Genomic DNA, 24,633 nt, shown 5'->3' with positions numbered 1-24,633 from the left:
CGAGCTTGCCGTACCGCTCACATCCCGCACCAGATCGCCCGAACGGCTGTGGAAAACTCCGGACGCGAGTTGTCCACAGGCGGCCCGGCGGAGTTGGCGCTCTGTCGGTCCAGTCCTGTTGCATGGAGCCATGACGGAAACCACCAGCGGGCTGCACGCCGCCGCCGACAACGTCCTGAGCCGCCTCGTCGGGGCCGAGCCGGGTGCCGCCCGGCTGCGCGAAGACCAGTGGCGCGCGGTCGAGGCCCTCGTCGCGCACGCGCGCAGAACGCTGGTGGTGCAACGCACGGGCTGGGGGAAGTCGGCGGTGTACTTCGTGGCCACCGCGCTGCTGCGCGAGCGGGGCGCGGGCCCCACGGTGATCGTCTCCCCGCTGCTGGCGCTCATGCGCAACCAGGTGGAGGCCGCCGCCCGCGCGGGGATCACCGCCCGCACCATCAACTCGTCCAACGCCGAGGAATGGGACGGGATCGAGGCCGAGGTCGCCGCCGGAGCGGTGGACGTGCTGCTCGTCAGCCCCGAGCGGCTGAACAACCCGGATTTCCGGGACCAGGTGCTGCCCCGGCTCACCGCCACCACCGGGCTGCTCGTGGTGGACGAGGCGCACTGCATCTCCGACTGGGGCCACGACTTCCGCCCCGACTACCGGCGGCTGCGCACGATGCTGGCCGAGCTCAAGCCGGGCGTCCCCGTGCTGGCGACGACCGCCACGGCGAACGCCCGGGTCACCGCCGACGTGGCCGAGCAGCTCGGCACAGGCATGGGCACGGGCACGACGCAGGACACCGACACCGGCACAGGCACAGACACCGACGGCACTCTCGTGCTGCGCGGCCCGCTGGAGCGGGAGAGCCTGTCGCTCGGCGTGCTCACCCTCCCGGACGCCGCCCACCGGCTGGCCTGGCTCGCCGACCACCTCGACACGCTCCCGGGCTCGGGGATCATCTACACGCTGACCGTGGCGGCGACCGAGGAGATCACCGCCTTCCTGCGTCAGCGCGGATTCGCCGTGGCCTCCTACTCGGGCCGCACCGAGAACGCCGAACGGCAGGAGGCGGAGGCGGATCTGCTCGCCAACCGCGTCAAGGCGCTGGTGGCCACGTCGGCCCTCGGCATGGGCTTCGACAAGCCGGACCTCGGCTTCGTGGTGCACGTCGGCTCGCCGTCCTCGCCGATCGCCTACTACCAGCAGGTCGGCCGCGCGGGCCGTGGGGTGGATCACGCGGAGGTCCTGCTCCTGCCCGGCCGCGAGGACGAGTCGATCTGGCGCTACTTCGCCTCCCTCGCCTTCCCGCCCGAGGAGCAGGTGCGCCGCACCCTGGCGGAGCTCGCGGCGGCGGACCGCCCGCTGTCGCTGCCCGCGCTGGAGAGCCGGGTCGACCTGCGCCGTTCCCGGCTGGAGATCATGCTCAAGGTGCTGGACGTCGACGGAGCGGTCCGCCGCGTGCGAGGCGGCTGGACGGCGACGGGCGCGCCCTGGGCGTACGACACGGAGCGGTACGCCTGGGTCGCGCGCCAGCGCGCCGCGGAACAGCAGGCGATGCGGGAGTACGCGGGCACCACGCAGTGCCGGATGGAGTTCCTGCGCCGCCAGCTGGACGACGACCTGGCCGCCCCGTGCGGGCGCTGCGACAACTGCGCGGGGGCGCGCTTCCCCGCCGAGGTCTCCGACAAGTCCCTGGCGCTGGCGCGGCAGGCCCTCGGCCGCCCCGGGACGGAGCTGGAGCCGCGCAAGATGTGGCCGACCGGTCTCGAAGCCGTCGGTGTCCCGTTCAAGGGCCGCATCCCGGCGGGCGAGCAGGCGGCCACGGGCCGGGCGCTGGGAAGGCTGTCGGACATCGGCTGGGGCAACCGGCTACGGCCGCTGTTCACGGAGGGTGCCCCCGACCGCCCCGTCCCCGCCGACGCGGTGGACGCGGTGGTGCAGGTCCTGTCGGACTGGGCGCGCGGCCCCGGCGGCTGGGCGAGTGGTGAAACGGGGGCTCCCGAGCGCCCGGCGGGCGTCGTCACCGTCGCCTCGCGGCGCCACGGCACCCTGGTGGACAGCCTCGGCGCCGCTATTGCCGAGGTCGGGCGGATGCCGCTGCTCGGCCGGGTCGAGTACGCCCCCGACGCCGACCCCGGTTCGGTGCCGCGCAGCAACAGCGCCCAGCGCGTACGGGCACTGCACGCAGCGTTCGTCCTGCCGCCGGAGTTGATTGAAGCCGTGAAGGCGGCGGGGGGTCCGGTGCTGCTCGTCGACGACATGGCGGACACCGGCTGGACACTCGCCGTCACCGCCCGGCTGCTTCGCCGGGCCGGCGCGACCGCGGTGTTTCCGCTGGTCCTGGCGGTTCAGGGCTGACGGATCCCACCGGCTGTACAGGCCACGGGATCTATCAGACGGACGGGCTCATTCCGGTCCGCGACGGCAATTGCCCGTTGCCGCAAGGCAGTACGCGGGGAAGAATTGGACGCGGATCCCCGAACGGCTCTCCGAGCCCCCTGACCGGCGCACGCCCGCGGCCGGTCCACGGGTGTATCCGCGAAGGGAGGACCGTGACCATCGGGTTCGTTCCGGAGACGTCCTCCGCCGCCGCGTCCTTCGTCGCCCGCACGCTGGAGCCCGCCGAGTGGGCCGACATGGACGTTCCCCTGCTGGCCAGCCCCCGTGAGGTCGTGAAGGACCTGTACGCACGGCACCTCCCGGCCCCGCCCACCGCGGTGGTCGCGGCCTACGACCCGGACGGCCGGATCAGGGCCAGCGCCTCCTTCGGCTACCGCACCGGCGTCGTCGACGGCTGGGAGCGCCGCAACGCCCTGCTGTCCCACCTGCGCCGGGTCATCCCGCACGACCTGCGGCTGCGCAACCCGGTGCGCACGGCGGTCCTGATGGTCAGCCGGGACGGAATTCCCGGCTGGACCTCCGAGGACGGTGCCTGGATGTGGGGGCTGCGGGACGCGTGCACCCTGCACGGGCTGCGCTGCGGCTCGTACGTGACGCTCACCCGCGACGGCTGGAACGTCATCGGGGAGAACCGCGCCGGGCGAACGCCCAACGCCGCCTCCTGGCCGCACAGCCACCCCGAACCGCACCGGACGAAACCGGCCGACGCCATGGCGAACGCGCTGCGCCCTGCGTCAGTGCGCTGAGCACCCGGGCAGGCGGACCGCCGGCCCGGGTGCTCAGGCGCTCGCGCCCAGAAGGCTGTTGATACGGGTGGGGTCCCCGCACACGATCAGCAGTACCCCGGCCCGGGACAGCGCGCCGGACAGGGCCTGCGGCAGCGTCTCGTCGCTGCCGCCGTTGAGCGCCACGACCACGACGGGCCGGCCGGCGGCGCGCGGGGCCGAGATGTCGGCGTAGAACACGTCGTCGGCGGCGTCGTGCTGGGCCCAGTAGGAGGCCTCGCCGAAACTCAGCTCGTGGGACGCCCACGGGTGCTGCTCGCCGGTGGTGAGCACCAGGATCTCGCCGGGTGCGCGCCCGGTGTCGAGGAGGAGGTCGACGGTCTCCTCGGCCGCGTCGAGCGCTCCTTGCTCGGGCGCGGGGATGAGCTGGATCTGGGCGGCGCCGGAGGCGGGGCCGCCCGGGTCGGAGACGGCGGGGGTGACGGGCGCAGCCGGCTGGTTCGCAGCCGCGGGGGCCGCGGCGCCGACGGAGCCGTGCTGGGCGCCACCGGCGGAAGCGGAGGCGGCACCGACGGCGGCGGGGACTGCCCTCGGCGGGCCGGGGCGCGGCGCGGCGGGCCGGGGCGGGCGAGGGACAGGACGGGGGGTCGACGCACTCCGGCCGCTGGTCGGAGCAGTGCGGGGACCCGGGACGCTCTCGTGAATCTGAGGCTCCTCGGGGGTGAGAGGCATGAGTTGATGTCTATCAAACGCGCACCGAATGCGCAGCGGGGGGTGGGGGCCGGATCAGAAATCGAAACCGAGTTGTTCCCCTGCGTCTTCCGTGGCGCGGACCTTCTTCAGGTGCTGCCAGCGCGGCAGCGTGTCCAGGTAGGACCACGTGAGCCGGTGCAGCGGCGTCGGTCCCCACTCCTCAAGTGCTGAGCGATGGACCGGCGACGGATAACCGGCGTTGTCGGCGAAGGCGAACGGCGAGTAGTCCGTGCCGAGTTCGGCCATCTGCCGGTCACGGTGCACCTTGGCGATCACCGACGCGGCGGCGACCGCGACGCACGACTGGTCGCCCTTGATCACCGTACGGACCCGCCACGGCCCGCCGTTGCCGAGGTAGTTGTGCTTGCCGTCGAGGATCACGGCCTCGGGCGGCTCGGGAAGCCCGTCCAGGGCGCGCAGCGCGGCCAGCCGCAGGGCGGCGGTCATCCCCAGCTCGTCGATCTCCTCGCAGGAGGCCTGGCCGAGCGCGTACGACGTCACCCAGCCGGTGAGCACGGCGGCCAGCCGGGTGCGGCGCAGGGGGGTGATGAGCTTGGAGTCGGTGAGGCCCTCGGGCGGGCGCCGCAGGCCCGTGACGGCCGCGCACACGGTGACCGGTCCGGCCCAGGCGCCGCGGCCCACCTCGTCGATGCCTGCGACGGTCTTCACGCCGAGCGTGGCGCGCATCGAGCGTTCGACGGTGTGGGTGGGTGGTGGCTGGACCATGGCGGGGACCAGCCTACTCGCCGTCCGCGCGGCGCTTCCACGGGGTGTTCAGGACACCGTGGCCCAGTCGGGCAGGGCTTCGGTCCGCTCGGTCCACAGGGCCGGGGGTTCGCCGCCGGGGGAGGCGGCGACGATGCCGCCGACGATGGCGCACGTGGTGTCCACGTCGCCGCCCGCCTTGGCGGTGGTCCAGAACGCCTGACGGTAGTCGCCGAGATGGCGGGCGGCGGCCCACAGGGCGAAGGGCACGGTGTCGTGGGCGCTGGTCCGCCGTCCGCAGCCGAGCACGGCCGCGACGGTGCCGACGTCCGCGTAGTCCAGCATGTCGCCGGCCCGCCGGACACCGGCCTGGACGGCGCTGCGCGGCACCAGCTCGACGACGGCGCCGAGCAGGTCGGCGGGGTCCGGCGGACCCGCCGGGTCCGCGGCGAGGGCGGCTGCCGCGGCGACGGCCATCGCGCCGGCCACCGCCTCGCGGTGCTGGTGCGTGGTGTAGGCGGAGATCTCGGCCTGGTGGGTGGCCTGGACCGGGTCGCCCGCGTACCAGGCGCCGAGCGGCGGGATCCGCATCGCGGCGCCGTTCCCCCACGACCCCTGGCCGTTGAAGAGGGCGGCGGCCAGCTCGCGCCAGTCGGCGCCCTCCTGGCGGATGAGCCGCAGCATGCGTCCCACGGCCGGGCCGTAGCCGCGGTCGAAGTCGTGGTGCTCGGCGAAGGAGGCCGCGAGGGCGTCCTGGTCGATCCGCCCGTGGGCGAGGAGGACGGCGACGACCGAGCAGGCCATCTCGGTGTCGTCGGTCCACTGCCACGTTCCGGGGGGCAGTTCGCCGTTCTGCAGCGCGGAGTAGTGGGCGGGGACGAAGAACTGCGAGCCGAGGGCGTCGCCCACGGCCAGGCCGCGCAGGCTGCCGAGCGCGCGGGCGGCCCGCGCGGAGAGGGAGGTGTGAGCCGTCATGACGTCGAAAACTCTGACATCGCACCTGTTCCGGGTCAATCTCCTTGTGCCGAAACTCACCCGCCTCACGGATTTCTCCGGCCCCGCACGGCCGCGGCAGGTCCGCGAACCGCGGCAACGCGCTCAGACACCGCGCTCAGATGTCGCCGCCGCCCGGCTGCTCCGGGGTGCACCAGCGCTCGAAGGGCCGGTCCAGGCTGTAGCTGCCGGACGCCCCGAGGACCAGCATCCGCGTCTCGGCGTTGTCCGGGTTGGACAGGGCCTCGAAGTCCTGGACCGTCCAGTGGAACCAGCGCATGCAGAAGAGCCGCATGGTCAGCCCGTGGGTGACGAGCAGGACGTTCGGCGGGAAGTCGTCCTTGTCGAAGGCGCGGTAGAGGGTTTCGAGGAAGGCTCCGACGCGGTCGTGGACGTCCGCGCCGCTCTCCCCCATCGCGAAGCGGTAGAAGAAGTGCCCGTAGGCGTCGCGCGCCTTGCGCTGCCGGTGGATGTCCTCGATGTCCTGCCAGTTGCCCCAGTCCTGCTCGCGCAGCCGCGGTTCCTCCCTCGCCTGGGTGAGCCGCGGGTCCAGCCCCAGCGCGCGGTAGGTGTGCCATGTACGGCGGTAGGGGGACACGAAGGCCTGGACGCGCTCGTCGCCGAACAGCTCCCGCAGCCGCGCCCCGGCCTCGGTGGCCTGGCGCAGGCCCTTCTCGGTCAGCTCCAGGGCGTGGTCCGGCACCCGTTCGTAGATGGTGTCGTCGTAGTTGCCCTGGGACTCACCATGCCGGATGAGCACGATACGGCGAGGACGTCCCATACCGATCACCCTATGGTGCGATCCGGCCTCCGGCGTGCCGGGGCCCGGTGGCGGACGCGCGTGGCGCGGTCAGGCCGCCGTGACGGTCCACTGCGGCACCACGTCGACGACGTCGCCCGCCACGGACAGCACGTCGGCGTCCAGGTCGGCCCGCTGGGACAGCCGGGCCACCGCGCCCTCGCGGTATTTCCCGTGCTCGGTCGCCGAATCCCACGCCGAGAGCGTCAGGAAGTCGCCGTCCGCCCCCTCGGCGAAGACCCCGCGCAGCATCCCGGGAGATCCCGCCATGGCGGGGTTCCAGACCCGCTCCTGCATCTGGACGAAGTGGGCCACGCGGTCCGGGCGCACCTTGCACAGCGCCACCCGGAGCAGGTCGGCGTCGGAAAAGCGCGGCTCGAAACCGACCTTGACGTCCAGCCGGTGGTCGAAGGTCCGCGCCGCGAGCATCTCGTACGTGCCCGCCTGCGCGGACGCCATCTCCTCGTGCGGACCGGCCATGAAGGCGTCGTAGGAGCGCTGCCCGTCCCAGAAGGCGAAGAGATGGGCCACCCCGGGCTGCGAGCGGCTCCAGCCGCCGCCCTGCCCGTGGAATCCCGGGCGGTTCCTGAGTGCCGCCCATCCGCGCTGACCCCGGTCGAAACCGTCCCGGTCGAGGACGCCGCAGCGTATCCACTTCACCAACACCGCGCCATCGTAGTGGCGCGCGGCCCCTGATTCGTCCCGCTCGGCCGTACCCGTCCGGACGCGAGCAGGGGTGGGGAGACGGCTCCGGGCCGTCTCCCCACCCCTGTCACAGGCGAAACCCGCCGGCCGGCGGATCAGCCGATCGTGCGATCCGCCGGATCAGCTGCAGCCGCTCGTCGAGCCGCAGCCCTCGCACAGGTAGCAGCTGCCCGCGCGGCGCATCTTCGTACCGCAGGAGAAGCACAGCGGGGCGTCGGCGTTGAGGCCGAGCTGGATCTCCAGCAGTTCGGTCGAGTTGTGCGCCTCCTTGGGCGCCGGCGCGGCCTCGGCCGGCTTGGCGACGCTGAGCGGCGCACGGGGCTCGATCTGCCGCGGCGCGGACTGGGCCAGGCCCTCGACGTCCACGTCGTCCTCGGCCGCCTCGTACGAGCCGGTGTCCAGGTGCCGCTGCCGCTCGGAGGCGGAGTGGATGCCGAGCGCGGAACGGGTCTCGAAGGGCAGGAAATCCAGCGCGAGGCGGCGGAAGATGTAGTCGACGATCGACTGCGCCATCCGCACGTCCGGGTCGTCCGTGAGGCCGGCCGGCTCGAAGCGCATGTTGGTGAACTTCGAGACGTACGTCTCCAGCGGCACGCCGTACTGCATGCCCACGGACACCGCGATGGAGAAGGCGTCCATCATGCCCGCGAGGGTCGAACCCTGCTTGGACATCTTCAGGAAGACCTCGCCGAGGCCGTCGTCCGGGTAGGAGTTCGCCGTCATGTAGCCCTCGGCGCCGCCCACGGTGAAGGACGTCGTGATGCCCGGACGGCCCTTGGGAAGCCGCTTGCGCACCGGACGGTACTCCACGACCTTCTCGGTCGCCGCGGGCGCGGAGACGGGCGTCTCGGCCTTCGCCTCGTCCTTCTTCTTCGCCGACAGCGGCTGGCCGACCTTGCAGTTGTCGCGGTAGATCGCGAGCGCCTTCAGGCCGAGCTTCCAGCCCTCGTAGTAGACCTCCTCGACCTCCTCGACGGTGGCCGTCTCCGGCAGGTTCACGGTCTTGGAGATCGCGCCGGACAGGAAGGGCTGCGCGGCGGCCATCATCCGCACGTGGCCCATCGCCGAGATCGCCCGCTCGCCCATGGCGCAGTCGAAGACCTCGTAGTGCTCCTGCTTGAGACCGGGCGCGTCCACGACGTTGCCGTGCTCGGAGATGTGGGCGACGATCGCCTCGATCTGCTCGGACTGGTAGCCGAGGCGGCGCAGCGCGGTCGGGACGGTGTTGTTGACGATCTGCATCGAGCCGCCGCCGACGAGCTTCTTGAACTTCACCAGCGCCAGGTCCGGCTCGACGCCGGTGGTGTCGCAGTCCATCATCAGGCCGATGGTGCCGGTCGGCGCGAGCACCGACGCCTGGGCGTTGCGGAAGCCGTTCTTCTCACCGAGGCGCACGACGTCCTGCCAGGCCTCGGTCGCCGCGGCCCACACCGGGGTGTCCAGGTCGTCCACCCGGCGGGCGGCGCCGTTGGCGTCGGAGTGCTGCTTCATGACGCGCTTGTGGGCGTCGGCGTTGCGGGCGTAGCCGTCGTACGGGCCGACGACCGCGGCCAGCTCCGCGGACCGCTTGTAGGACGTTCCGGTCATCAGCGAGGTGATGGCGCCGGCCAGCGCGCGCCCGCCGTCGGAGTCGTACGCGTGGCCGGTCGCCATCAGCAGGGCGCCGAGGTTGGCGTAGCCGATGCCGAGCTGGCGGAAGGCGCGGGTGGTCTCGCCGATCTTCTCGGTCGGGAAGTCGGCGAAGCAGATGGAGATGTCCATCGCCGTGATGACCAGCTCGACGACCTTGGCGAAGCGCTCGACGTCGAAGGACTGGCTGCCCCGGCCGTCGTCCCGCAGGAACTTCAGCAGGTTCAGCGAGGCCAGGTTGCAGCTGGAGTTGTCCAGGTGCATGTACTCGCTGCACGGGTTGGACGCGGTGATGCGCCCGGTCTCCGGCGAGGTGTGCCACTGGTTGATCGTGTCGTCGTACTGGATGCCGGGGTCAGCACACGCCCAGGCGGCCTCCGCGAGCTTGCGGAAGAGCGCCCGCGCGTCGACCTGCTCGATGACCTCGCCGGTCATCCGCGCGCGCAGGCCGAAGGCCGAGCCCGCCTCGTAGGCCTTCATGAACTCGTCGTTCACCCGGACGGAGTTGTTGGCGTTCTGGTACTGGACGGACGTGATGTCGTCGCCGCCCAGGTCCATGTCGAAGCCCGCGTCGCGCAGGGCGCGGATCTTCTCCTCCTCCTTCACCTTGGTCTCGATGAAGGCCTCGACGTCCGGGTGGTCGACGTCCAGTACAACCATCTTGGCGGCGCGGCGGGTGGCACCGCCCGACTTGATGGTGCCGGCCGACGCGTCGGCGCCGCGCATGAAGGAGACCGGGCCCGAGGCGTTCCCGCCGGAGGACAGCAGTTCCTTGGAGGAGCGGATACGGGACAGGTTCAGGCCCGCGCCGGAACCGCCCTTGAAGATCATTCCTTCTTCCTTGTACCAGTCGAGAATCGACTCCATGGAGTCGTCGACGGACAGGATGAAGCAGGCGGAGACCTGCTGGGGCTGGGCGGTGCCCACGTTGAACCAGACCGGCGAGTTGAAGCTGAAGACCTGGTGCAGGAGCGCGTAGCTCAGCTCGTGCTCGAAGATCTCCGCGTCCTCGGGGGAGGCGAAGTAACCGTGCTGCTCACCGGCCTTGCGGTAGGTGAGCACGACACGGTCGATCAGCTGGCGCAGGCTCTTCTCGCGCTGCGGGCTGCCCACCGCGCCACGGAAGTACTTGCTGGTGACGATGTTGACCGCGTTCACCGACCAGAAGCCGGGGAATTCGACACCACGCTGCTCGAAGTTGATCGAACCGTCGCGCCAGTTGGTCATGACGACGTCACGGTGCTCCCACTCCACCTCGTCGTACGGATGCACGCCGGGTGTGGTGTGGATGCGCTCCATGCGCAGCCCCTTGCCTGCTTTGGACCCCTTGGTGCGGGAACCGCGTGCCGGGCCGCTCGTCGTCTCTGTCATGCCGCCTCCCTATACGGGCAAAAACGCCCTGATGTGCCCGGATCTTCCCCGCGGCACGGTGATGTCGATGACCTCGGCGCACACGGCGCTCCGGCGGGTACTGCTGTGTCCTGCGCGCCGCTCAGTCGGCGGCGGAAGCGGGCGCGGGGACGCCGAGGTCCTCGTCGAGTCCGCCAGGAGTGGTGGGTGGCAGCTGCTCGCGCAGCTCCGTGATGGCCCTCTCGAAGTCCTCGAGCGAGTCGAAGGCGCGGTAGACCGAGGCGAACCGCAGATATGCGACGAGGTCGAGGTCCTGGAGCGGACCGAGTATGGCCAGTCCCACGTCGTGGGTCGACAGCTCCGCACTGCCGGTGGCCCTGACCGCCTCCTCGACACGCTGCCCGAGCTGGGCGAGGGCGTCCTCGGTGACGGGGCGACCCTGGCAGGCCTTGCGCACGCCGGCGATGACCTTGCTGCGGCTGAAGGGCTCGGTGACACCACTGCGCTTGATCACCATCAGTGACGCCGTCTCCACCGTGGTGAAGCGTCGGCCGCAGTCCGGACACTGGCGGCGCCGGCGGATCGACGATCCGTCGTCCGTGGTGCGGCTGTCGACGACACGGCTGTCGGAGTGCCGGCAGAAGGGGCAGTGCATCGTTCCTACTCCCTCCCTCGCTCCATGGTGAGCGCGCACGACGACGAGGCTTCCGCAGCGTCGTACGACCCCGTGGAGCAGCCCCAAGCATAGGCGATTCACCGGGCGTTGACCCCTGGGGGCCGTCGACCGGACCACAACCGGTGGTGGTGGAACCCTATCCAACCACTAGATGTTGGTCCGGCGCATCCGACCCCTCCCTTTAGCGCGTGTCGCGCCGCACACGGCGGGGACGGCCGTCGGGCACATACCGGGGCAGCACGGGGAAGGTGGTGACACACTGGAAAGCGGCGCCGCCCGAGCGTCACCGCACTGCGCGCGGACGGCGGACGGACCGGTATCGGCGACGGGGCGAGCGGGCTCCGGCGAAGCAGGCGAGCACTCGCGCACCCCTTCGAGAATCGAACTTCCCTTCGATCAATACACCCGGTACCTTGATCACGTCAGCGGATTTATGCAAATTCACTCGAACGTGTGTTTGGCGCAACCTTTCGAAACCCACTACCGTTGTACTAACTGCCCGCGGCTGGGAAGCGGGCCTCCCGCACTTCACGCGGTGGGAGAACATCTCGAAAGGGGCCGCCGTGACCACCGCCGCAGAGAGCGCCACAGCGACATTGACCGCGCATGACCGCTCCCCGGATCGAATCGGCCCGTTGGACGTGATGAACGAAGAGAACAGCCCGAAGCCCGCGCGATCGCTCCCCGGACGGCCCCCGGGTATTCGCGCCGACAGCTCCGGTCTCACCGAACGCCAGCGCAGGGTCATCGACGTCATCAGGGATTCGGTCCAGCGCCGCGGATACCCGCCGTCCATGCGGGAAATCGGCCAGGCCGTGGGCCTGTCCAGCACCTCCTCGGTCGCCCACCAGCTGATGGCGCTGGAGCGGAAGGGCTTCCTGCGGCGCGACCCGCACCGGCCCAGGGCGTACGAAGTACGCGCCTCCGACGCCGGACACCCGCAGCCCACCGACACCTCGGGCAAGCCGTCGGCCTCCTACGTCCCGCTCGTCGGCCGGATCGCGGCAGGTGGGCCGATCCTCGCCGAGGAGTCGGTGGAGGACGTCTTCCCGCTGCCCCGCCAGCTCGTGGGCGACGGTGAGCTGTTCGTGCTCAAGGTGGTCGGCGACTCCATGATCGAGGCGGCCATCTGCGACGGCGACTGGGTCACCGTGCGCCGCCAGCCCGTCGCCGAGAACGGCGACATCGTGGCGGCCATGCTCGACGGCGAGGCCACGGTCAAGCGCTTCAAGCGGGACAACGGCCACGTCTGGCTGCTGCCGCACAACGCCGCCTACCAGCCCATTCCCGGTGACGAGGCCACCATCCTGGGCAAGGTCGTGGCGGTGCTGCGCCGGGTCTGACGCCACGGGTCCTCCGCGCGCCCCGGAAACCGTACGGCGGTTCCGGGGCCGGACCCGTTCTCCCGCCGGCCCGAAGGCTCAGACCTTGGCGGCCGCGTCGATCGCGGCGAGCGAGCGGCGGACCTGGTTGCGGTCCGTCGTGTACCAGAGGTCCGGCATGGAAGCCCGCAGGAAGCCGCCGTAACGGGCGTTGGCGAGCCGCGGGTCCAGCACGGCGACGACGCCCCGGTCGCCCGAGGCCCTGATCAGCCGCCCGGCGCCCTGCGCCATCAGCAGCGCCGCATGCGTGGCGGCCACCGCCATGAAGCCGTTCCCGCCGTGCTCCTCGACCGACTTCTGCCGCGCGCTCATCAGCGGGTCGTCCGGGCGCGGGAACGGGATCCGGTCCATGACCACCAGTTGGCAGTTGACCCCCGGCACGTCCACGCCCTGCCACAGCGACAGGGTGCCGAACAGGCACGTCTCCGCGTCCTCCGCGAAGGTCCTGATCAGCTCGCCGAGCGTCTCCTCGCCCTGGAGCAGGACGGGGTTCTTCAGCCGGTCCCGCATCGCCTCCGCGGCGGCCTGGGCGCCGCGCATCGAGGAGAACAGCCCGAGCGTACGGCCGCCGGCGGCCTCGATCAGCTCGGCCAGCTCGTCCAGCATGTCGGCCCGGCCGGCGTCCCGGCCCGGGGCGGACAGGTGCTTGGCCACATAGAGGATGCCCTGCTTGCGGTAGTCGAAGGGCGACCCGACGTCGATGCCCTTCCAGGGCGCCTGTTCCTCGACCGCGGTGCCCTCCTTGGCCAGGCCGAGGGACGCCGCGACGCCGTTGAAGTCGCCGCCCAGCTTGAGGGTGGCCGAGGTGAGGACGACCGAGCGCTCGGTGAAGAGCTTCTCGCGCAGCAGGCCGGACACATTGAGCGGGGCGACGCGCAGCGAGGCGCCGTAGCGGTCGTGCCGGTCGCACCAGACCACGTCGTACTCGGAGGCGGTCACGAGCCGCTCGCTCACCTCGTGCACGTTCTCCACGGCGGCGAGGGCCTGCTTGCGCACCGCGTCCTCGTCCTGGACTGACTTGTCGCGCGTCTCCCCCAGCGAGGTGATCACCAGGCGGCAGGCGTCGCGCAGCGCCGCCAGGACGTACAGCAGATCCTCCGGGATCGGCTCCAGGCGGCCCGGCAGAGCCAGCTCCATGACCCGCTCGAAGCCCTCGGAGGCGCTCATCAGCGCGTCCGCCGCCTTCTCGTTGACCAGCCGGGCGGCGCGCTTCACCGCGCGGTTGACACTGCCGGGGGTGAGCTCGCCGGTGGCGACGCCGGTGACACGGGAGACGAGTTCGTGCGCCTCGTCGATGATCAGCACCTCGTGGCTCGGCAGCACCGGGGTGCCCTCGATGGCGTCGATCGCCAGCAGCGCGTGGTTGGTCACCACCACGTCCGCCAGCTTGGCGCGCTCGCGGGCGGCCTCGGCGAAGCATTCCGCGCCGTAAGCGCACTTGGTCGCGCCGAGGCATTCGCGCGAGCTGACCGACACCTGGCCCCACGCACGGTCCGAGACGCCGGGGGTCAGGCCGTCACGGTCGCCGGTCTCCGTCTCGTCGGCCCAGTCCCGCATACGGAGCAGGTCCTGGCCGAGCTTGCTGGTCGGCGCGGCGGCCTCGAAGGGGTCGAAGAGGCCCTCTTCGTCGTCCTGCGGCACACCTTCGTGCAGGCGGTGCAGGCACAGGTAGTTCGACCGGCCCTTGAGCATCGCGAACTGCGGCTCGCGGCGCAGCAGCGGACGCAGCGCGGTGACCGTCCGCGGGAGGTCGCGCTCGACGAGCTGGCGCTGGAGCGCGAGGGTGGCCGTGGCCACCACCACCCGGTCGCCGTGGGCGAGCGCGGGCACCAGATACCCGAGGGACTTGCCGGTCCCGGTGCCGGCCTGGACGAGCAGATGCGACTTGTCGTCCACGGCGGCGGCGACGGCCTCGGCCATGGTGACCTGACCGGCCCGCTCCACCCCGCCGACGGCGGTGACGGCGGCGTGCAGCAGGTCGGTGAGCGCGGGTGGTGGCGTGTCAGTCATAGGAGGGCCAGCCTAAGGGCAGCCACCGACAACGCCGTCCGGAAGCGCTCAGCCGGTCACCCGCGGGACCGCTCCCGTCCCGCGGTGCTAATTTCTGGTCACATGCCGTTCGAGCGTCGCCTGACTCTGGACACCTCAGCCGCGGAGTACGTGATCGACGTCGCCAACGTCGTGCGCGAACCGGCCCTCGGCGGGGAGCGTGCCGCGGACCTGGGCAGGCTCGCGGGGCTCCTCGACGCGCTGGCCGGCTTCGCCCGCGACCCGGCCGTCCAGGTCTACGCCATCACCGACCGGTCGCTGCTCACGGACGGCCGCCTCACCACGGCCGAACGGCAGGACCTGAACCGGTGGTACGCGGACGGCATGCTGGAGGTGCTGCCCCGCGCGGACGACCGCATCCTGGAGCTGGCCGACGCCCTCGGCCTGCGCGTGGTCAGCGCCGACAACTTCCTGGACTTCCACCGCGCCTATCCCTGGATACCCGGCGACCGCGACCGCTTCCTGCGCCCGGTGCTCCTCCCCGACGGGCGGATCGGGGTGCGCCCGCGCGTCATGCCCGTGCCCGAGGAGTGGCAGGTCTCGCGCAAGGAGGAGGAAGGGCTGCTGCTCCGGGCAGGGGTCGTGCGCCGCTGGGAGCACTCGGCGGCGCACCGCGCGGTGCTGAGCCGCGAGTGGCGGTGCCCGGAGCCCGGCTGCCCGCTGTTCGGGTCCGCCGACCGGCCCGGCACCGCGCTGCCGCGCCGCCGCAAGGACCGGGTGCTGTGCCCGACCCACGGCCTGCCGCTCACCGACACCGGTCCGCGCCGCCCCCGCGCCCAGGTGAAGGTCGTGATGGACGGGACGGTTCGCGGCCGTTTCATGGTGACCGAGGGCGACCCGGTGACGGTGGGCCGGGCGCCCGCGGGCGGCGGGGTGGCGCTGGGTGCCTGGATCGACGATGCCGCGGTCGACTCGGTGAGCCGCAGCCACGTCGTGCTCACCTACGACGGCAGGACGCTGAGCGTGCTCGACGAACGCAGCGCCAACGGGACCCGGGTACGGCGCCGGCTGCCCGGCAACGACACGCAGGAGCCGCTGCCGCACGGTGTCGTGCGCGCCCTGCGCAGAGGCGAGTCGGTGGTGCTGCACGAACGGCTGGAACTCCTGCCGAGCGGGCGGCAGTTCGTCTTCGAGGAGGACCCGACGGACGGTACGGTCGGACCGCGGGACGGCGCCGCGCTCGCGGAACCCACCATGATGCGGCTGCCGTTGCACGACATCGACGGAACGGGGTGCGCGTGACGGGCGAGGTGGCTGTCGGCACGGTCCTCAACGGCCGCTACCGGCTGGAGGAACTGCTGGGCGGCGGCGGTTTCGGCCAGGTCTTCGCGGCCGTCGACCAGAGCCTGGGGCGCAGGGTCGCGGTGAAGGTGCTGATGCTGCGCACCGAGTGGGCGGAGATCGAGCGCAGCGAACGGCAGGGGCGCTTCCGCCGGGAGGCCGTCGCCGCGGCCGCGCTGAGCCATCCCAACGTGGCGACGATCCACGACGCGGGCGAACACCAGGGACGGCCTTTTCTCGTCATGGAGTTGCTCGCCGGCACGGATTTCCGGCGGGTGCTGCTGGACCGCGGCGGGCTGCCGGTGCCGGATGTCATCGCCTATGGTGCGCAGATCTGCTCGGGGCTGCAGCATGCGCACGAACGCGGTCTGGTGCACCGCGACATCAAACCCGAGAATCTGATGCTGCTGCCCGACGGTGTCGTCAAAATCTGTGACTTCGGTCTGGTCACCCACCGGGACTCCGACGCGACGCGCTATACCGAGCCGCAGGCGCTGCTGGGATCGCCGCCGTATTTCGCCCCCGAGCAGGCGCAGGGCGGAGAGGTCACCGCCCGGTCGGACCTGTATTCGCTGGGCTGCGTGCTGTATGCCATGCTCGCCGAGGGCCCGCCCTTCACCGCGGGGAATTACATCGGCTACGCATATCTCCACGTGCACGAGGAACCCGAGCCGATCGTCCGCCGCAGGCCCGAGGTCCCCGCGGAACTGGCCCGCCTGGTGCACCAGTTGCTGGCCAAGAAACCTGCCGACCGGCCGTCGGGCGCGGCCGAGGTCGCCGAGCGGCTGCGTGCCATGATGCGGCCCGCGGCGCTGCGGCGGACGCCCACCGCCCTCGACCGCGGGGCCCGCCACCTGGTCTGGACGCTGATCGAGGAGGGCGAGGCGCTGCTGTCCGCCGGACGCTTCCACGAGGCCGACGAGCGGTACTGGCAGGCCCGCCAGCAGGTCGTGCGCCAGGGCGCGGACAATGAACCGGCGTCCTTTGCCGCGCTTTTCGGCCGGGCCCGCGCCCTGGAGGGCCTGAACGGCGTGCAGGCCGCGCGCCGGCAGTTCGAGGAGGTGGCGGAGAGCGCCGCGGCAGCCCTGGGCGCCGACCATCCGCTGGCCCGCTGCACCGCCGCCTACGCGTCGGTCAGGGCGGCGCGCTGACCGGTCAGGGCAGCACGTTGACGTGCACGTCCGCGGCGAGCCGGAAGGTGTCACCGGGCCGCAGCGGAGTGGCCTCGTTGGGCGTGAGGCGGTAACCGCGCACAAAGGTGCCGTTGGTGGAGTCCTCGTCGGTGATCCAGGCCGAGCCGTCCGTCTCGACGCCCACCCGGGCGTGGACTCGGGAGAGGTTGTCGCGCCGGGCGAGGAAGGTGACGGCCGGGCACAGCTGCGGGTCGCGGCCGAGCCGGATCGAGTAGCCGGCCGCCACCTCGACGATCTCCCCGTCGGGGAAGTGCAGGCGCATGACGTGCAGGGCGACGTCGCGACGGGTACCGGCCGGGCGGGGCGGAGTCCCGGGGACGACGCTGATGACGCGGGTGTGCTCGGTGTCCTCGGCGTCGAGGTCGGCGGCGCCGGGCCCCGGCACCATGTCCCGGGGCCCGGCGGGGCCGCGCCCCGCGGGGCGCGGCAGCCGCTCCGTGACAGCGGTCGGGGAGGACGGCGCGGCCGCGGCATGCGCGGACGCCATCAGCGCGAAGGGCACGAAGCAGCCCTGGCACACCAGTTGCCCGGCGAACGAACCAGGCGTGCCGCATTCGGGGCAGGATCCGACGCCCGTTTCCTCGCGCATCCGCCCCTCACCCCTCCGCGGTACGACCGTGCGGCGATCGTATCTTCCGCGCGCGGGGTGCCGCCGCCCGTCGTCAGAGCGCGTACAGCGGATTGGGCACCGTGCCGTGCACGGCGGCGTGCGGGCGCTGGGCCCGGTCCCGGTAACCGTCGAGGTGCAGCCGGTTGCGGTTGAGACACAGCCGGTCGATGCGCGGGGTGAGCAGGTCGAAGGCGGCGAAGCGCTCCTTGAGTTCGGGGAAGCGGTCGTGGTGGCGGACGATCTCGTCGCGTACCAGCTGCCAGAACTCGGGCTCGGGCACTCCGAGCTGCTCCTCGCACAGCGGTGCCAGGTAGCGCAGCACCCCGACGAAGAGCCCGGAGTGGATGAACTGGGTCAGGAAGGCGGGCTTCTCCGTCAGCAGCACCGACCTGACCTCGCCGGGCATGGCGGTGTGCTCGGGGAGCGTCTCCGCGCTGACGTTGACGTCGTCGACGAAGTCCTTGACCGCGAGCCGCACCGGGATGTCGTGCTCGTCGAAGACCACGATGGCGTTCTCCCCGTGCGGCGAGAAGACCGTGCCGTAGCGGTAGAGGAAGTGCAGCAGCGGTGGCAGCAGGGCGCCGAACAGATGCCGCAGCCAGACGGCGGGGGCCAGCCCGGAGCGCTCGACCAGCTCCGCGGTGAAGGACCGGCCGTCCGGGTCGGTGTACAGCAGCGCGGCCAGTGTACGGGCGTGCTCCCCGGCCTCCAGGTACGCGGTGAGCGGCTCACGCCAGATGCAGCCCAGCAGTTCGCGGTACTGGTACGGCACGGTGGGCAGCCGGTCGAACTGCGGGTGCGCCACCGACACGGAGGCGACCTCGCCGAGCAGGATGACCCGCGTCTCGTCCCGCAGAAACGAATCGCCCGACCGCAGCCCCTCCACCCACGCGGTGACGGCGGGCGCGGCGAGGGTCCGCTCGGTGGGCAGCCCGCGCCACACCAGGGTGTTGAGCACCGACAGCGGCAGCTTGACCGTACGCCGCTGCGGACGGCTGGCGTTGAGGAAGGTCCGGACGGACTGCTGCGGCACCCGCAGGTCGTTGTCGGTGCCCAGGTGCATGATGGATCCGTCGGCGATCGCGGGCGCGAAGAGCGGCAGGACGACGTTCTCCCACTGCCAGGGGTGCACGGGCAGCAGGAGGTGGTCGGCCGGGTTGCGGTTGCGGTCGGCGATGGCGTGGTGGAAGGCGTCGAGGGTGGGCGGCGGGAGCTCGTCCGCGTAGAGCAGATCGGGGGTGGCCAGGGTGTCGACACCGCGGTACCGGGCGAGGCTGTGGTGGACGGCGATCCACGGCAGCCGGTGCTGTCTGCGGCTCTCGGGGGCCCAGCGCGCCGCGTCGGCGTCGGAGAATCCGATACGCCCCTTGTTGGCGACGAGCCAGGGGTGCCCGGTCTGGTGCCCTTCCAGCTCGGCGTAGTCGAGGTCGGCCAGCTCCGCGGCGGAGAGCGCTTCGGCGTCGATCCGCTGGTCGGCGCGCAGGGTCGTGAGGATCTCGCGCATCAGGTGCCCCGTGGTGTCTCCGCTGAGCCCGAGCACACTCTCGTGGGCGTGGCTGAGGAAGTGCAGCGGGTCGCCGCTCGGGCCGATGCTTCCCGGGTCCACCTGCCAGCTGCCGTACGCGCCCCGGCGGGCCTGGAAGCGGTAGGTCAGCGTGTCGCTGAGCGGCAGCCGGTAGGCGGCCGGCCCCGCGGCGGGGTCGGGCTCGGGTGCGATCACCTCCTCGTAGGCGAATTCGGCGAGCATCTTCGCCAGCAGTCGCCGGGCCGCTCGCTGCCAGGCTGCGGCGTCGGAGGGCGGGGAGGTGGTGATCACGATGGACTCCTGCGGGGCCGGTTGCCGACGGGACGAGACGGGACGGATCGAGGGGTGAATCGAGGGGTGAGGGGGCTGGCGGAGGTCAGAGCACGCGCCGCAGCGCACGGTCGCGGACCATGAGGGCGGCCCGCTTGCCGGGCAGGGAGAGCTCCGCCGACAGCCGGAAACCGGCGCTGAGGAGGGCGGCGACGGACGCGGTGTTGCGGATGTCCGGTTCCGCGACGACGCGGGTGCAGCCGGGGCGGTGCTGCAGGATCAGGTCGGCGACCGCCTTGATCAGGGTGCCGCCCAGACCGCGCCCGCGATCGGCACCGCCGCCGATGAGCAGATGGACGCCGGTGTCCTGCGGCCGGGCCGGGTAGTGCCGTGCCAGCGGGTCCAGATCGGCGCGGTAGATCTCCCAGTAGCTCATCGCCCGGCCGTCGAGCAGGCCGAGGCACGGGACACTGCGCCCGTCGCCGAAGGTCTGCGCCGCGATGTGCCGCCGGGTCAGCGCCGCTTCTCCCGCCAGCTCCCAGAACGCGGCGACCGCCGGGTCGTTCATCCATCCGCTGACCAGGGCCAGGTCACGGTCGGCGTGGGCGGGCACGAGTCGGAAGGACCCCGCGGGGGTGTCGGCCGCGGCCCATTCCGCGACGCGGCCGACGAGGGCGCAGCCGCGGGCCGCGGGCGGACCGGCGGCATGGGCGGCGACGCCGGCGGACGTGCTCGGACCGCCCTTCCCGGGGACGCCGGGCAGGGCGAGGAAGTCCGGTGGCAGCCTCAGGTCCAGGGTGTCCTCGGTATCGGAGTCCGCTGGTGGCACGGTGGCTCCTCCTCTCCTCGGCAGCCCGGCCGCCGCGCGCTCAGGCGGCCAGCGGGTTGGGCACGGTGACGTACACCGACTGCGTGTCGACCGGCCCGACGAGTTCGTCCATGCCGTGCAGCCGGGTCAGCAGGTTTGCCTTGCAGCGCAGTTCCCGGCTGCTCAGCAGCCGCTCGGGAAGACCGCTGCGGCCGGCGCCGTCGTGCTCAGCGGCCACTGCGGTGAGGAAGCGGCGGAAGGCGGCGAGGAGCACGCGCTCGTCGGCCAGCTGCTGCGCCCCGAGGGCGCCGACCAGCCCGAAGACGTTGTTGATGCCGACGTAGTAGGCGAGGCGCTCGTCGGCGACCTCGTCGGCCACGAAGGTGTCGCTCTCCGCCCCGATGCCGGGCAGCCGCGCCTCCAGGTCCGCGCGGTGCGAGCGGCGGAAGTAGTAGCCCTGGTTGTCGCGGTAGCGCCCTCCGCAGGGCCAGCCGTCGGCGTCCAGCAGCACCAGGGTGTTCTGCTGGTGGGCCTCCAGGGCGATGCCCGCCTCCCCGTCCAGCCACAGCAGCGGACGCACCACCGCGTCGAGGTAGCGCAGGAACCACTCGGTGGCGACCGCGTGCACGGGCCGCCCGGTGCGCGCGGCCAGGCGGTCGACGGTGCGGGCCAGCCGGGACCGCAGCACGAGGGCGGAGCCGTCGGCGGGCCAGGGGCGCGGCGAGGCCAGGCCCGCGAGGCAGTGCGCCCGGTCGCCGGGGCCGAAGGGGTTGTGCCGCAGGACGACGTCGAGTCCCGGCACGGGTGCGCCGTCCGGGGAGTCGACGGCGAGCCAGGCGGGGTCGCGGACGATGTCGAAGCCGGGGTGGACGGCGTGCCACCGGGCGGCGAGGCCGCTGCGCAGCAGCCGGTGCACCTCGGTGCCCCGGAGGAGTTCCTTGCGCAGGTTCTCCCGCCGCGAGTTGGTGATGCGTACCCCGAGCGACAGCTTGAGCATCGCGGGCGCGTCGGGGCGGTAGACGGTGCGGACCGAGGAGGTGGGGTGCCACGATTCCCCGTGCGGGCCGAGATCGCGGAGCAGCCCGGCGTCGAAGAGGGCCTGCACGCCCGGCCGGTGGCGGATGTCGCGGGCCTGCCACGGATGCAGCGGCAGCAGGGCAGCGCCGCCGGAGGCGGGCGGCTGCGGTCCGGCGAGGGAGCCGATCAGGTCGACGGCACCGATGGGCCGTCCGCCCTCGGTCCAGGCGGAGTCGGTGGCGAGCACGGAGGCGTCGACGGCGAGCCAGTGCAGGCGGAAGGAGCCGCGTGTCTCCGGGGAGTAGGCGGCGCATTCGGCGTCGCCGAGCCCTTCGCGGCTCTTGGGCGCCGGGTGCATGGAGTGCCCGAAGACCAGGGCCTGCTCGGAGTCGAGGAAGGGCAGCTCGGGGTCGTCGGACGCGGCGGACCGGCCCGGCGCGCGCCGTTCGGTGACGAACGCGGCGGTGCGGCGGACCGAGTCGGCCACCCGCGCGACCAGGTCGGCGGTTTCCGCGGGCTCGCCGCCGCCTTCCCGGGCGAGCAGCGCGGCCAGGCCGACGGCGGTCAGCGCGGGGCCCCCGGCGGCCGGGCGGACGGGGCCGAAGCGGTGGTGGCCGGCCGGCGACCAGTGGCGGACTGCCGCACGGGCCTCGGTGCCGCTGGCCGGCAGCGGGATCCGCAGTTCGGCGCCCGCGGGGGCGGGCAGCCGGCGTTCGCGCACCCAGCAGCGCAGCAGGTTGTCGGTGCCCGCGGCGTCGGCGACGGCGTAGGCGTCGGGGTGGTGCAGCGGGTCGGGTCCGGTCTGCGCCGCGGGCGCGGCGGTGTCCGGGAGCGGCGAGCGCGGGAACGGCACGGTGGTCGGCTCGGCCGCGTGGGCCGTGCCGGATTCTGCGGGGGCGGTCATACGGGGGCTCCACTGGTGACGGCCGCGGGGCTGCGGAGGGTGCGGGGGGCCTGCGTCATGCGGCCGCGCCAGGTACGGCGGCGCGGGCGGCTTCGAGGGCTCCGGCGAGGCGGTCGAGTACGGCCTCGGCCTGCTCGTCGGTGATGGTCAGCGGGGGCAGCAGCCGGATGACGCTGCCGTGCCTGCCGCCCAGCTCGACGATCAGGCCGCGTCGCAGGGCCTCCTGCTGGACGGCGGCCGCCAGGTGCGGCGCGGCGGGCAGGGCGCCGTGGTCGTCGGGCTCCGCGGCGGTGTCGACGAGCTCCACGCCGATCATCAGGCCGCGTCCGCGTACGTCGCCGATGCACGGGTGGTGGGCGGCCAGCTCGCGCAGCGAGCGGAGCATCCGGGTGCCGAGGGAGTCGGCGCGGGCGTGCAGGGCGTTGCGCCGCACGAAGCGCAGCGTCGCGGTGCCCGCGGCCATGGCCAGCTGGTTGCCGCGGAAGGTCCCGGCGTGGGCGCCGGGCAGCCAGCCGTCCATCTCCTCGCGGTAGACGATGACGGCGAGCGGCAAGCTGCCGCCGATGGCCTTGGACAGCACCATCACGTCCGGCACGATGCCGCTGCGTTCCACGGCCCAGAAGGTGCCGGTCCGGCCGACGCCGGTCTGCACCTCGTCCACGATCAGCGGGATGCCGCGCTCCGCGGTGATCTGCCGCATCCGCCGCAGCCAGCCGTCGGGCGCGGGGACGACACCGCCCTCGCCCTGCACCGCCTCCAGCAGCATCGCGGCGGGCGCCTGCACGCCCCCCTTCGGGTCGTCCAGCAGGTGGGCCGTCCAGCGCGCGGCGAGTTCGGCGCCGCGGTCACCGCCGACACCGAACGGGCAGCGGTAGTCGTACGGGTACGGCAGCCGGGTGACCTGCGTGTCGGGCCCGCGCACGGCCGCGCGTACCGCGGTGTCGCCGGTCGCGGCCAGGGCCGCCGACGTCATGCCGTGGTAGGCGCCGGAGAAGGCCAGCAGCCCGTCGTGGCCGGTGGCGATCCGGGCGAGCTTGATGGCCGCCTCGACCGCGTCCGTCCCGGCCGGGCCGCAGAACTGGATGCGCCCGTGCTCCGCGAGCTCCCGCGGCAGGGTGTCGAACAGGGCGGTGGTGAAGTCGTCCTTCACCGGGGTCGCCAGGTCGAGGACGTGCAGCGGCGCGCCCGAGTCGAGGACGCCCCTGATGGCTTCGAGCACCACGGGGTGGTTGTGGCCCAGCGCGAGCGTGCCCGCCCCCGACAGGCAGTCCAGGTAGCGGCGGCCGTCCGCGCCCTCCACCGTCATCCCGCGGGCGCGGACCGGGACGACGGGCAGGGCGCGCGCGTACGTCCGGGCCGCTGACTCGCGCTGCGCCTGTCTGCGCAGGATCCCCTCGGCGGCGGTGAAGTCGTCGGCCGGCGCCGTGAGCTGTCCCGGCACGCTGGAAATGGCCGCCACGCGCTGTCTCCTCCGAGTCGCCTGCTGTTCGGTCGTCCCCCTTCCGTACTAACGACGCGGTGACGGACCGATCACGGCCCGCACTCAGATCTTTCCCGGCGGGAACCGTCCGGCGCGGGGTGACCGTCCCTCACACCGGTGGCCTGCCCGAGGCGCCACCCGTGCCGGACGTGCGACGATCCTCCGGCACGCCGACTCCGCAGGGGGCTCACGTTCATGTCATCGATAGGCCGGCCGTTCCTGGCAGTCGCAGCAGCCGTGGTGCTCGTCGCCACGGCGGCCGCGTGCGATTCGTCGGACGACGGGGGCGACGGCAAGCCCACCCCCACCCGGACGGTGACTGCCAAGCAGAAACTCGACCTTTCCCTCCCCACCGGGCTTCCCACCAGCGTCTCCGACCTGAAGAAGTGGGAGGAGGCGTACAAGCGCGGCGCCTGGAAGAACTGGGACAAGGCCCAATGGCTGCGCAAGGCGGCCGACTTCGTCAATCCGGTGATCGACGGACTGTGGAACGACGACCGGATGAAGGGCGCCGACCCCGGTGACAAGAACGTCCCGGCCGACGTCCCCGCCGACCAGGGGCAGACGGACCGGACGCCGACCCCGGTGATCGCCAAGTCCGTGGCCACGCCCTACCACCGCAATGCCCCCGACGTCGGGAAGCTGTTCTTCGACAGCCCCAAGGGGTCGATGGTCTGCTCGGCGACCGTGATCCAGGACCCGGCGCACCCCGGCAAGTCCAACCTGGTATGGACGGCGGGCCACTGCGTGCACGCGGGGGCGGACGGCGGCTGGTACCGCAACATCGCCTTCGTGCCCGCCTACAACGACCAGGGGCAGAGCGCGGCGGCGCTGAAGGGGGCCAAACGGGACGTGCTCGCGCCCTACGGGGTTTTCTGGGCCGACGGCGCGGCCACCTCGCAGCAGTGGATCGACACCGGCGCCGAGGAGGGCGGCAGTGGGTCGCCGTACGACTTCGCGGTGCTGCACGTGACTCCGGAGAAGGGCGGCAAGTCCCTCGAGGAGACGGTCGGCTCGGCGGTGCCGGTGTGGTTCGACGCCCCGGCGACGGCCCAGGTCGGCACGCTGGACGCATGGGGCTACCCCGCGGCCCCGCCGTACGACGGCCAGCGGATGTACAACTGCGCGGACAAGCCGGGACGTCTGTCGCTGGACTCCGCGCAGCCGACCGAATACCGCATCGGCTGCACCATGACGGCCGGTTCGTCGGGCGGCGGCTGGTTCGCCACGAAGCCCGACGGGACGACGGCGCTGGTCAGCAACACCTCGATCGGCCCGGTGACGGCGACCTGGCTGGCGGGGCCGCGGCTGGGCGCGGACGCCAAGAAGGTCTACGACTCGGTGGTCGCCAAATTCAGCTGAGACGGCGGACGTCAGACAGGTAACGGGTAAG

The 24,633-nt window shown here is 72.5% G+C and carries 19 protein-coding genes; 6 read left to right on the top strand and 13 right to left on the bottom strand.

The window, feature by feature from the left end; all coding sequences use genetic code 11:
- The first annotated feature begins 130 nt into the window (after window positions 1-130).
- Complete coding sequence (locus ACWERV_RS19515; RefSeq protein ID WP_452934505.1) at window positions 131-2,344, top strand: DEAD/DEAH box helicase; 2,214 nt, start codon at window positions 131-133, stop codon at window positions 2,342-2,344.
- Window positions 2,345-2,538: 194 nt separating this feature from the next.
- Window positions 2,539-3,132 carry a hypothetical protein gene (locus ACWERV_RS19510; RefSeq protein ID WP_452934503.1) on the top strand — a complete coding sequence of 198 codons (594 nt, stop codon included), beginning with the start codon at window positions 2,539-2,541 and terminating at the stop codon, window positions 3,130-3,132.
- A 33-nt stretch (window positions 3,133-3,165) separates the two neighbouring features.
- Here ACWERV_RS19510 and ACWERV_RS19505 read toward each other — a convergent pair whose 3' ends face one another.
- The 7 genes from ACWERV_RS19505 to nrdR all read right to left on the bottom strand — a co-directional run bounded on the left by ACWERV_RS19505 (window position 3,166) and on the right by nrdR (window position 10,700).
- Entirely contained in the window at window positions 3,166-3,843 is a 678-nt protein-coding gene (locus ACWERV_RS19505) for a hypothetical protein (protein WP_452934500.1), read from the bottom strand.
- Window positions 3,844-3,897: 54 nt separating this feature from the next.
- Complete coding sequence (locus ACWERV_RS19500) at window positions 3,898-4,590, bottom strand: ribonuclease HII (protein ID WP_452934497.1); 693 nt, start codon at window positions 4,588-4,590, stop codon at window positions 3,898-3,900.
- A 48-nt stretch (window positions 4,591-4,638) separates the two neighbouring features.
- On the bottom strand, window positions 4,639-5,544 hold the full coding sequence (locus ACWERV_RS19495) for an ADP-ribosylglycohydrolase family protein (protein WP_452934494.1): 906 nt from the start codon (window positions 5,542-5,544) through the stop codon (window positions 4,639-4,641).
- 136 nt (window positions 5,545-5,680) lie between these two features.
- Window positions 5,681-6,343: a histidine phosphatase family protein gene (locus ACWERV_RS19490; protein WP_398177775.1), complete on the bottom strand. Its 663-nt coding sequence runs from the start codon at window positions 6,341-6,343 to the stop codon at window positions 5,681-5,683.
- A gap of 69 nt (window positions 6,344-6,412) precedes the next feature.
- Window positions 6,413-7,027, bottom strand: coding sequence for a YdbC family protein (locus ACWERV_RS19485; protein WP_452934491.1), 615 nt, complete (start codon window positions 7,025-7,027; stop codon window positions 6,413-6,415).
- Window positions 7,028-7,186: 159 nt separating this feature from the next.
- Entirely contained in the window at window positions 7,187-10,066 is a 2,880-nt protein-coding gene (locus ACWERV_RS19480) for a vitamin B12-dependent ribonucleotide reductase (RefSeq protein ID WP_452934488.1), read from the bottom strand.
- A 121-nt stretch (window positions 10,067-10,187) separates the two neighbouring features.
- The gene (gene nrdR / locus ACWERV_RS19475) at window positions 10,188-10,700 is read right to left on the bottom strand and encodes a transcriptional regulator NrdR (RefSeq protein ID WP_398177767.1); all 513 of its coding nucleotides are present in this window, start codon (window positions 10,698-10,700) and stop codon (window positions 10,188-10,190) included.
- A 584-nt stretch (window positions 10,701-11,284) separates the two neighbouring features.
- Between nrdR and lexA the strand changes: the two genes are divergently transcribed.
- The gene (lexA, locus tag ACWERV_RS19470) at window positions 11,285-12,064 is read left to right on the top strand and encodes a transcriptional repressor LexA (RefSeq protein ID WP_031513036.1); all 780 of its coding nucleotides are present in this window, start codon (window positions 11,285-11,287) and stop codon (window positions 12,062-12,064) included.
- A gap of 78 nt (window positions 12,065-12,142) precedes the next feature.
- Here the strand turns inward: lexA and ACWERV_RS19465 are convergent, their stop codons facing one another.
- Window positions 12,143-14,113, bottom strand: coding sequence for an ATP-dependent DNA helicase (locus ACWERV_RS19465; RefSeq protein WP_398177764.1), 1,971 nt, complete (start codon window positions 14,111-14,113; stop codon window positions 12,143-12,145).
- A 102-nt stretch (window positions 14,114-14,215) separates the two neighbouring features.
- On the opposite strand from ACWERV_RS19465, the gene ACWERV_RS19460 reads away from it, so the two are divergent.
- Together ACWERV_RS19460 and ACWERV_RS19455 are read left to right on the top strand one after the other, a co-directional pair.
- Window positions 14,216-15,394 (top strand): FHA domain-containing protein, encoded by a 1,179-nt coding sequence (locus ACWERV_RS19460; protein ID WP_452934482.1) that lies wholly within the window; start codon window positions 14,216-14,218, stop codon window positions 15,392-15,394.
- A complete protein-coding gene (locus ACWERV_RS19455; protein WP_398177758.1) occupies window positions 15,391-16,584 on the top strand; it encodes a serine/threonine-protein kinase in 1,194 nt (397 codons plus the stop codon). Before ACWERV_RS19460 ends, ACWERV_RS19455 begins: the two co-directional genes overlap by 4 nt.
- Before the next feature lie 4 nt (window positions 16,585-16,588).
- On the opposite strand, the gene ACWERV_RS19450 is transcribed toward ACWERV_RS19455, so the two are convergent.
- From ACWERV_RS19450 to ACWERV_RS19430, 5 genes are all read right to left on the bottom strand, one after another.
- Window positions 16,589-17,215, bottom strand: a complete 627-nt coding sequence (locus ACWERV_RS19450; protein WP_452934479.1) for an FHA domain-containing protein — start codon at window positions 17,213-17,215, stop codon at window positions 16,589-16,591.
- Between the two features lie 73 nt (window positions 17,216-17,288).
- Window positions 17,289-19,052: an IucA/IucC family protein gene (locus ACWERV_RS19445; RefSeq protein ID WP_452934476.1), complete on the bottom strand. Its 1,764-nt coding sequence runs from the start codon at window positions 19,050-19,052 to the stop codon at window positions 17,289-17,291.
- Window positions 19,053-19,137: 85 nt separating this feature from the next.
- Window positions 19,138-19,860, bottom strand: a complete 723-nt coding sequence (locus tag ACWERV_RS19440) for a GNAT family N-acetyltransferase (RefSeq protein WP_452934474.1) — start codon at window positions 19,858-19,860, stop codon at window positions 19,138-19,140.
- A gap of 40 nt (window positions 19,861-19,900) precedes the next feature.
- Window positions 19,901-21,760, bottom strand: coding sequence for an IucA/IucC family protein (locus ACWERV_RS19435; protein ID WP_452934471.1), 1,860 nt, complete (start codon window positions 21,758-21,760; stop codon window positions 19,901-19,903).
- 55 nt (window positions 21,761-21,815) lie between these two features.
- Window positions 21,816-23,210 carry a diaminobutyrate--2-oxoglutarate transaminase gene (locus tag ACWERV_RS19430; protein WP_398179254.1) on the bottom strand — a complete coding sequence of 465 codons (1,395 nt, stop codon included), beginning with the start codon at window positions 23,208-23,210 and terminating at the stop codon, window positions 21,816-21,818.
- 225 nt (window positions 23,211-23,435) lie between these two features.
- Here ACWERV_RS19430 and ACWERV_RS19425 point away from each other — a divergent pair, with 225 nt between their 5' ends.
- On the top strand, window positions 23,436-24,602 hold the full coding sequence (locus tag ACWERV_RS19425; RefSeq protein ID WP_452934468.1) for a trypsin-like serine peptidase: 1,167 nt from the start codon (window positions 23,436-23,438) through the stop codon (window positions 24,600-24,602).
- The last annotated feature ends 31 nt before the right edge of the window (window positions 24,603-24,633 follow it).

This window comes from Streptomyces sp. NPDC004031 (genome assembly GCF_053604375.1).
Note: the sequence above shows the minus strand (reverse complement) of the source record. Positions and strands in the feature narration are given on the sequence as shown.

What these genes read in the sequence shown, in the direction of transcription:
- ACWERV_RS19515 (WP_452934505.1), top strand. Translation starts at nt 131, where the DNA reads ATGACGGAAACCACCAGCGGGCTGCACGCCGCCGCCGACAACGTCCTG.
- ACWERV_RS19505 (WP_452934500.1), bottom strand. Translation starts at nt 3,843, where the DNA reads ATGCCTCTCACCCCCGAGGAGCCTCAGATTCACGAGAGCGTCCCGGGT.
- ACWERV_RS19500 (WP_452934497.1), bottom strand. Translation starts at nt 4,590, where the DNA reads ATGGTCCAGCCACCACCCACCCACACCGTCGAACGCTCGATGCGCGCC.
- ACWERV_RS19495 (WP_452934494.1), bottom strand. Translation starts at nt 5,544, where the DNA reads ATGACGGCTCACACCTCCCTCTCCGCGCGGGCCGCCCGCGCGCTCGGC.
- ACWERV_RS19490 (WP_398177775.1), bottom strand. Translation starts at nt 6,343, where the DNA reads ATGGGACGTCCTCGCCGTATCGTGCTCATCCGGCATGGTGAGTCCCAG.
- ACWERV_RS19480 (WP_452934488.1), bottom strand. Translation starts at nt 10,066, where the DNA reads ATGACAGAGACGACGAGCGGCCCGGCACGCGGTTCCCGCACCAAGGGG.
- nrdR (WP_398177767.1), bottom strand. Translation starts at nt 10,700, where the DNA reads ATGCACTGCCCCTTCTGCCGGCACTCCGACAGCCGTGTCGTCGACAGC.
- ACWERV_RS19465 (WP_398177764.1), bottom strand. Translation starts at nt 14,113, where the DNA reads ATGACTGACACGCCACCACCCGCGCTCACCGACCTGCTGCACGCCGCC.
- ACWERV_RS19460 (WP_452934482.1), top strand. Translation starts at nt 14,216, where the DNA reads ATGCCGTTCGAGCGTCGCCTGACTCTGGACACCTCAGCCGCGGAGTAC.
- ACWERV_RS19450 (WP_452934479.1), bottom strand. Translation starts at nt 17,215, where the DNA reads ATGCGCGAGGAAACGGGCGTCGGATCCTGCCCCGAATGCGGCACGCCT.
- ACWERV_RS19435 (WP_452934471.1), bottom strand. Translation starts at nt 21,760, where the DNA reads ATGACCGCCCCCGCAGAATCCGGCACGGCCCACGCGGCCGAGCCGACC.
- ACWERV_RS19425 (WP_452934468.1), top strand. Translation starts at nt 23,436, where the DNA reads ATGTCATCGATAGGCCGGCCGTTCCTGGCAGTCGCAGCAGCCGTGGTG.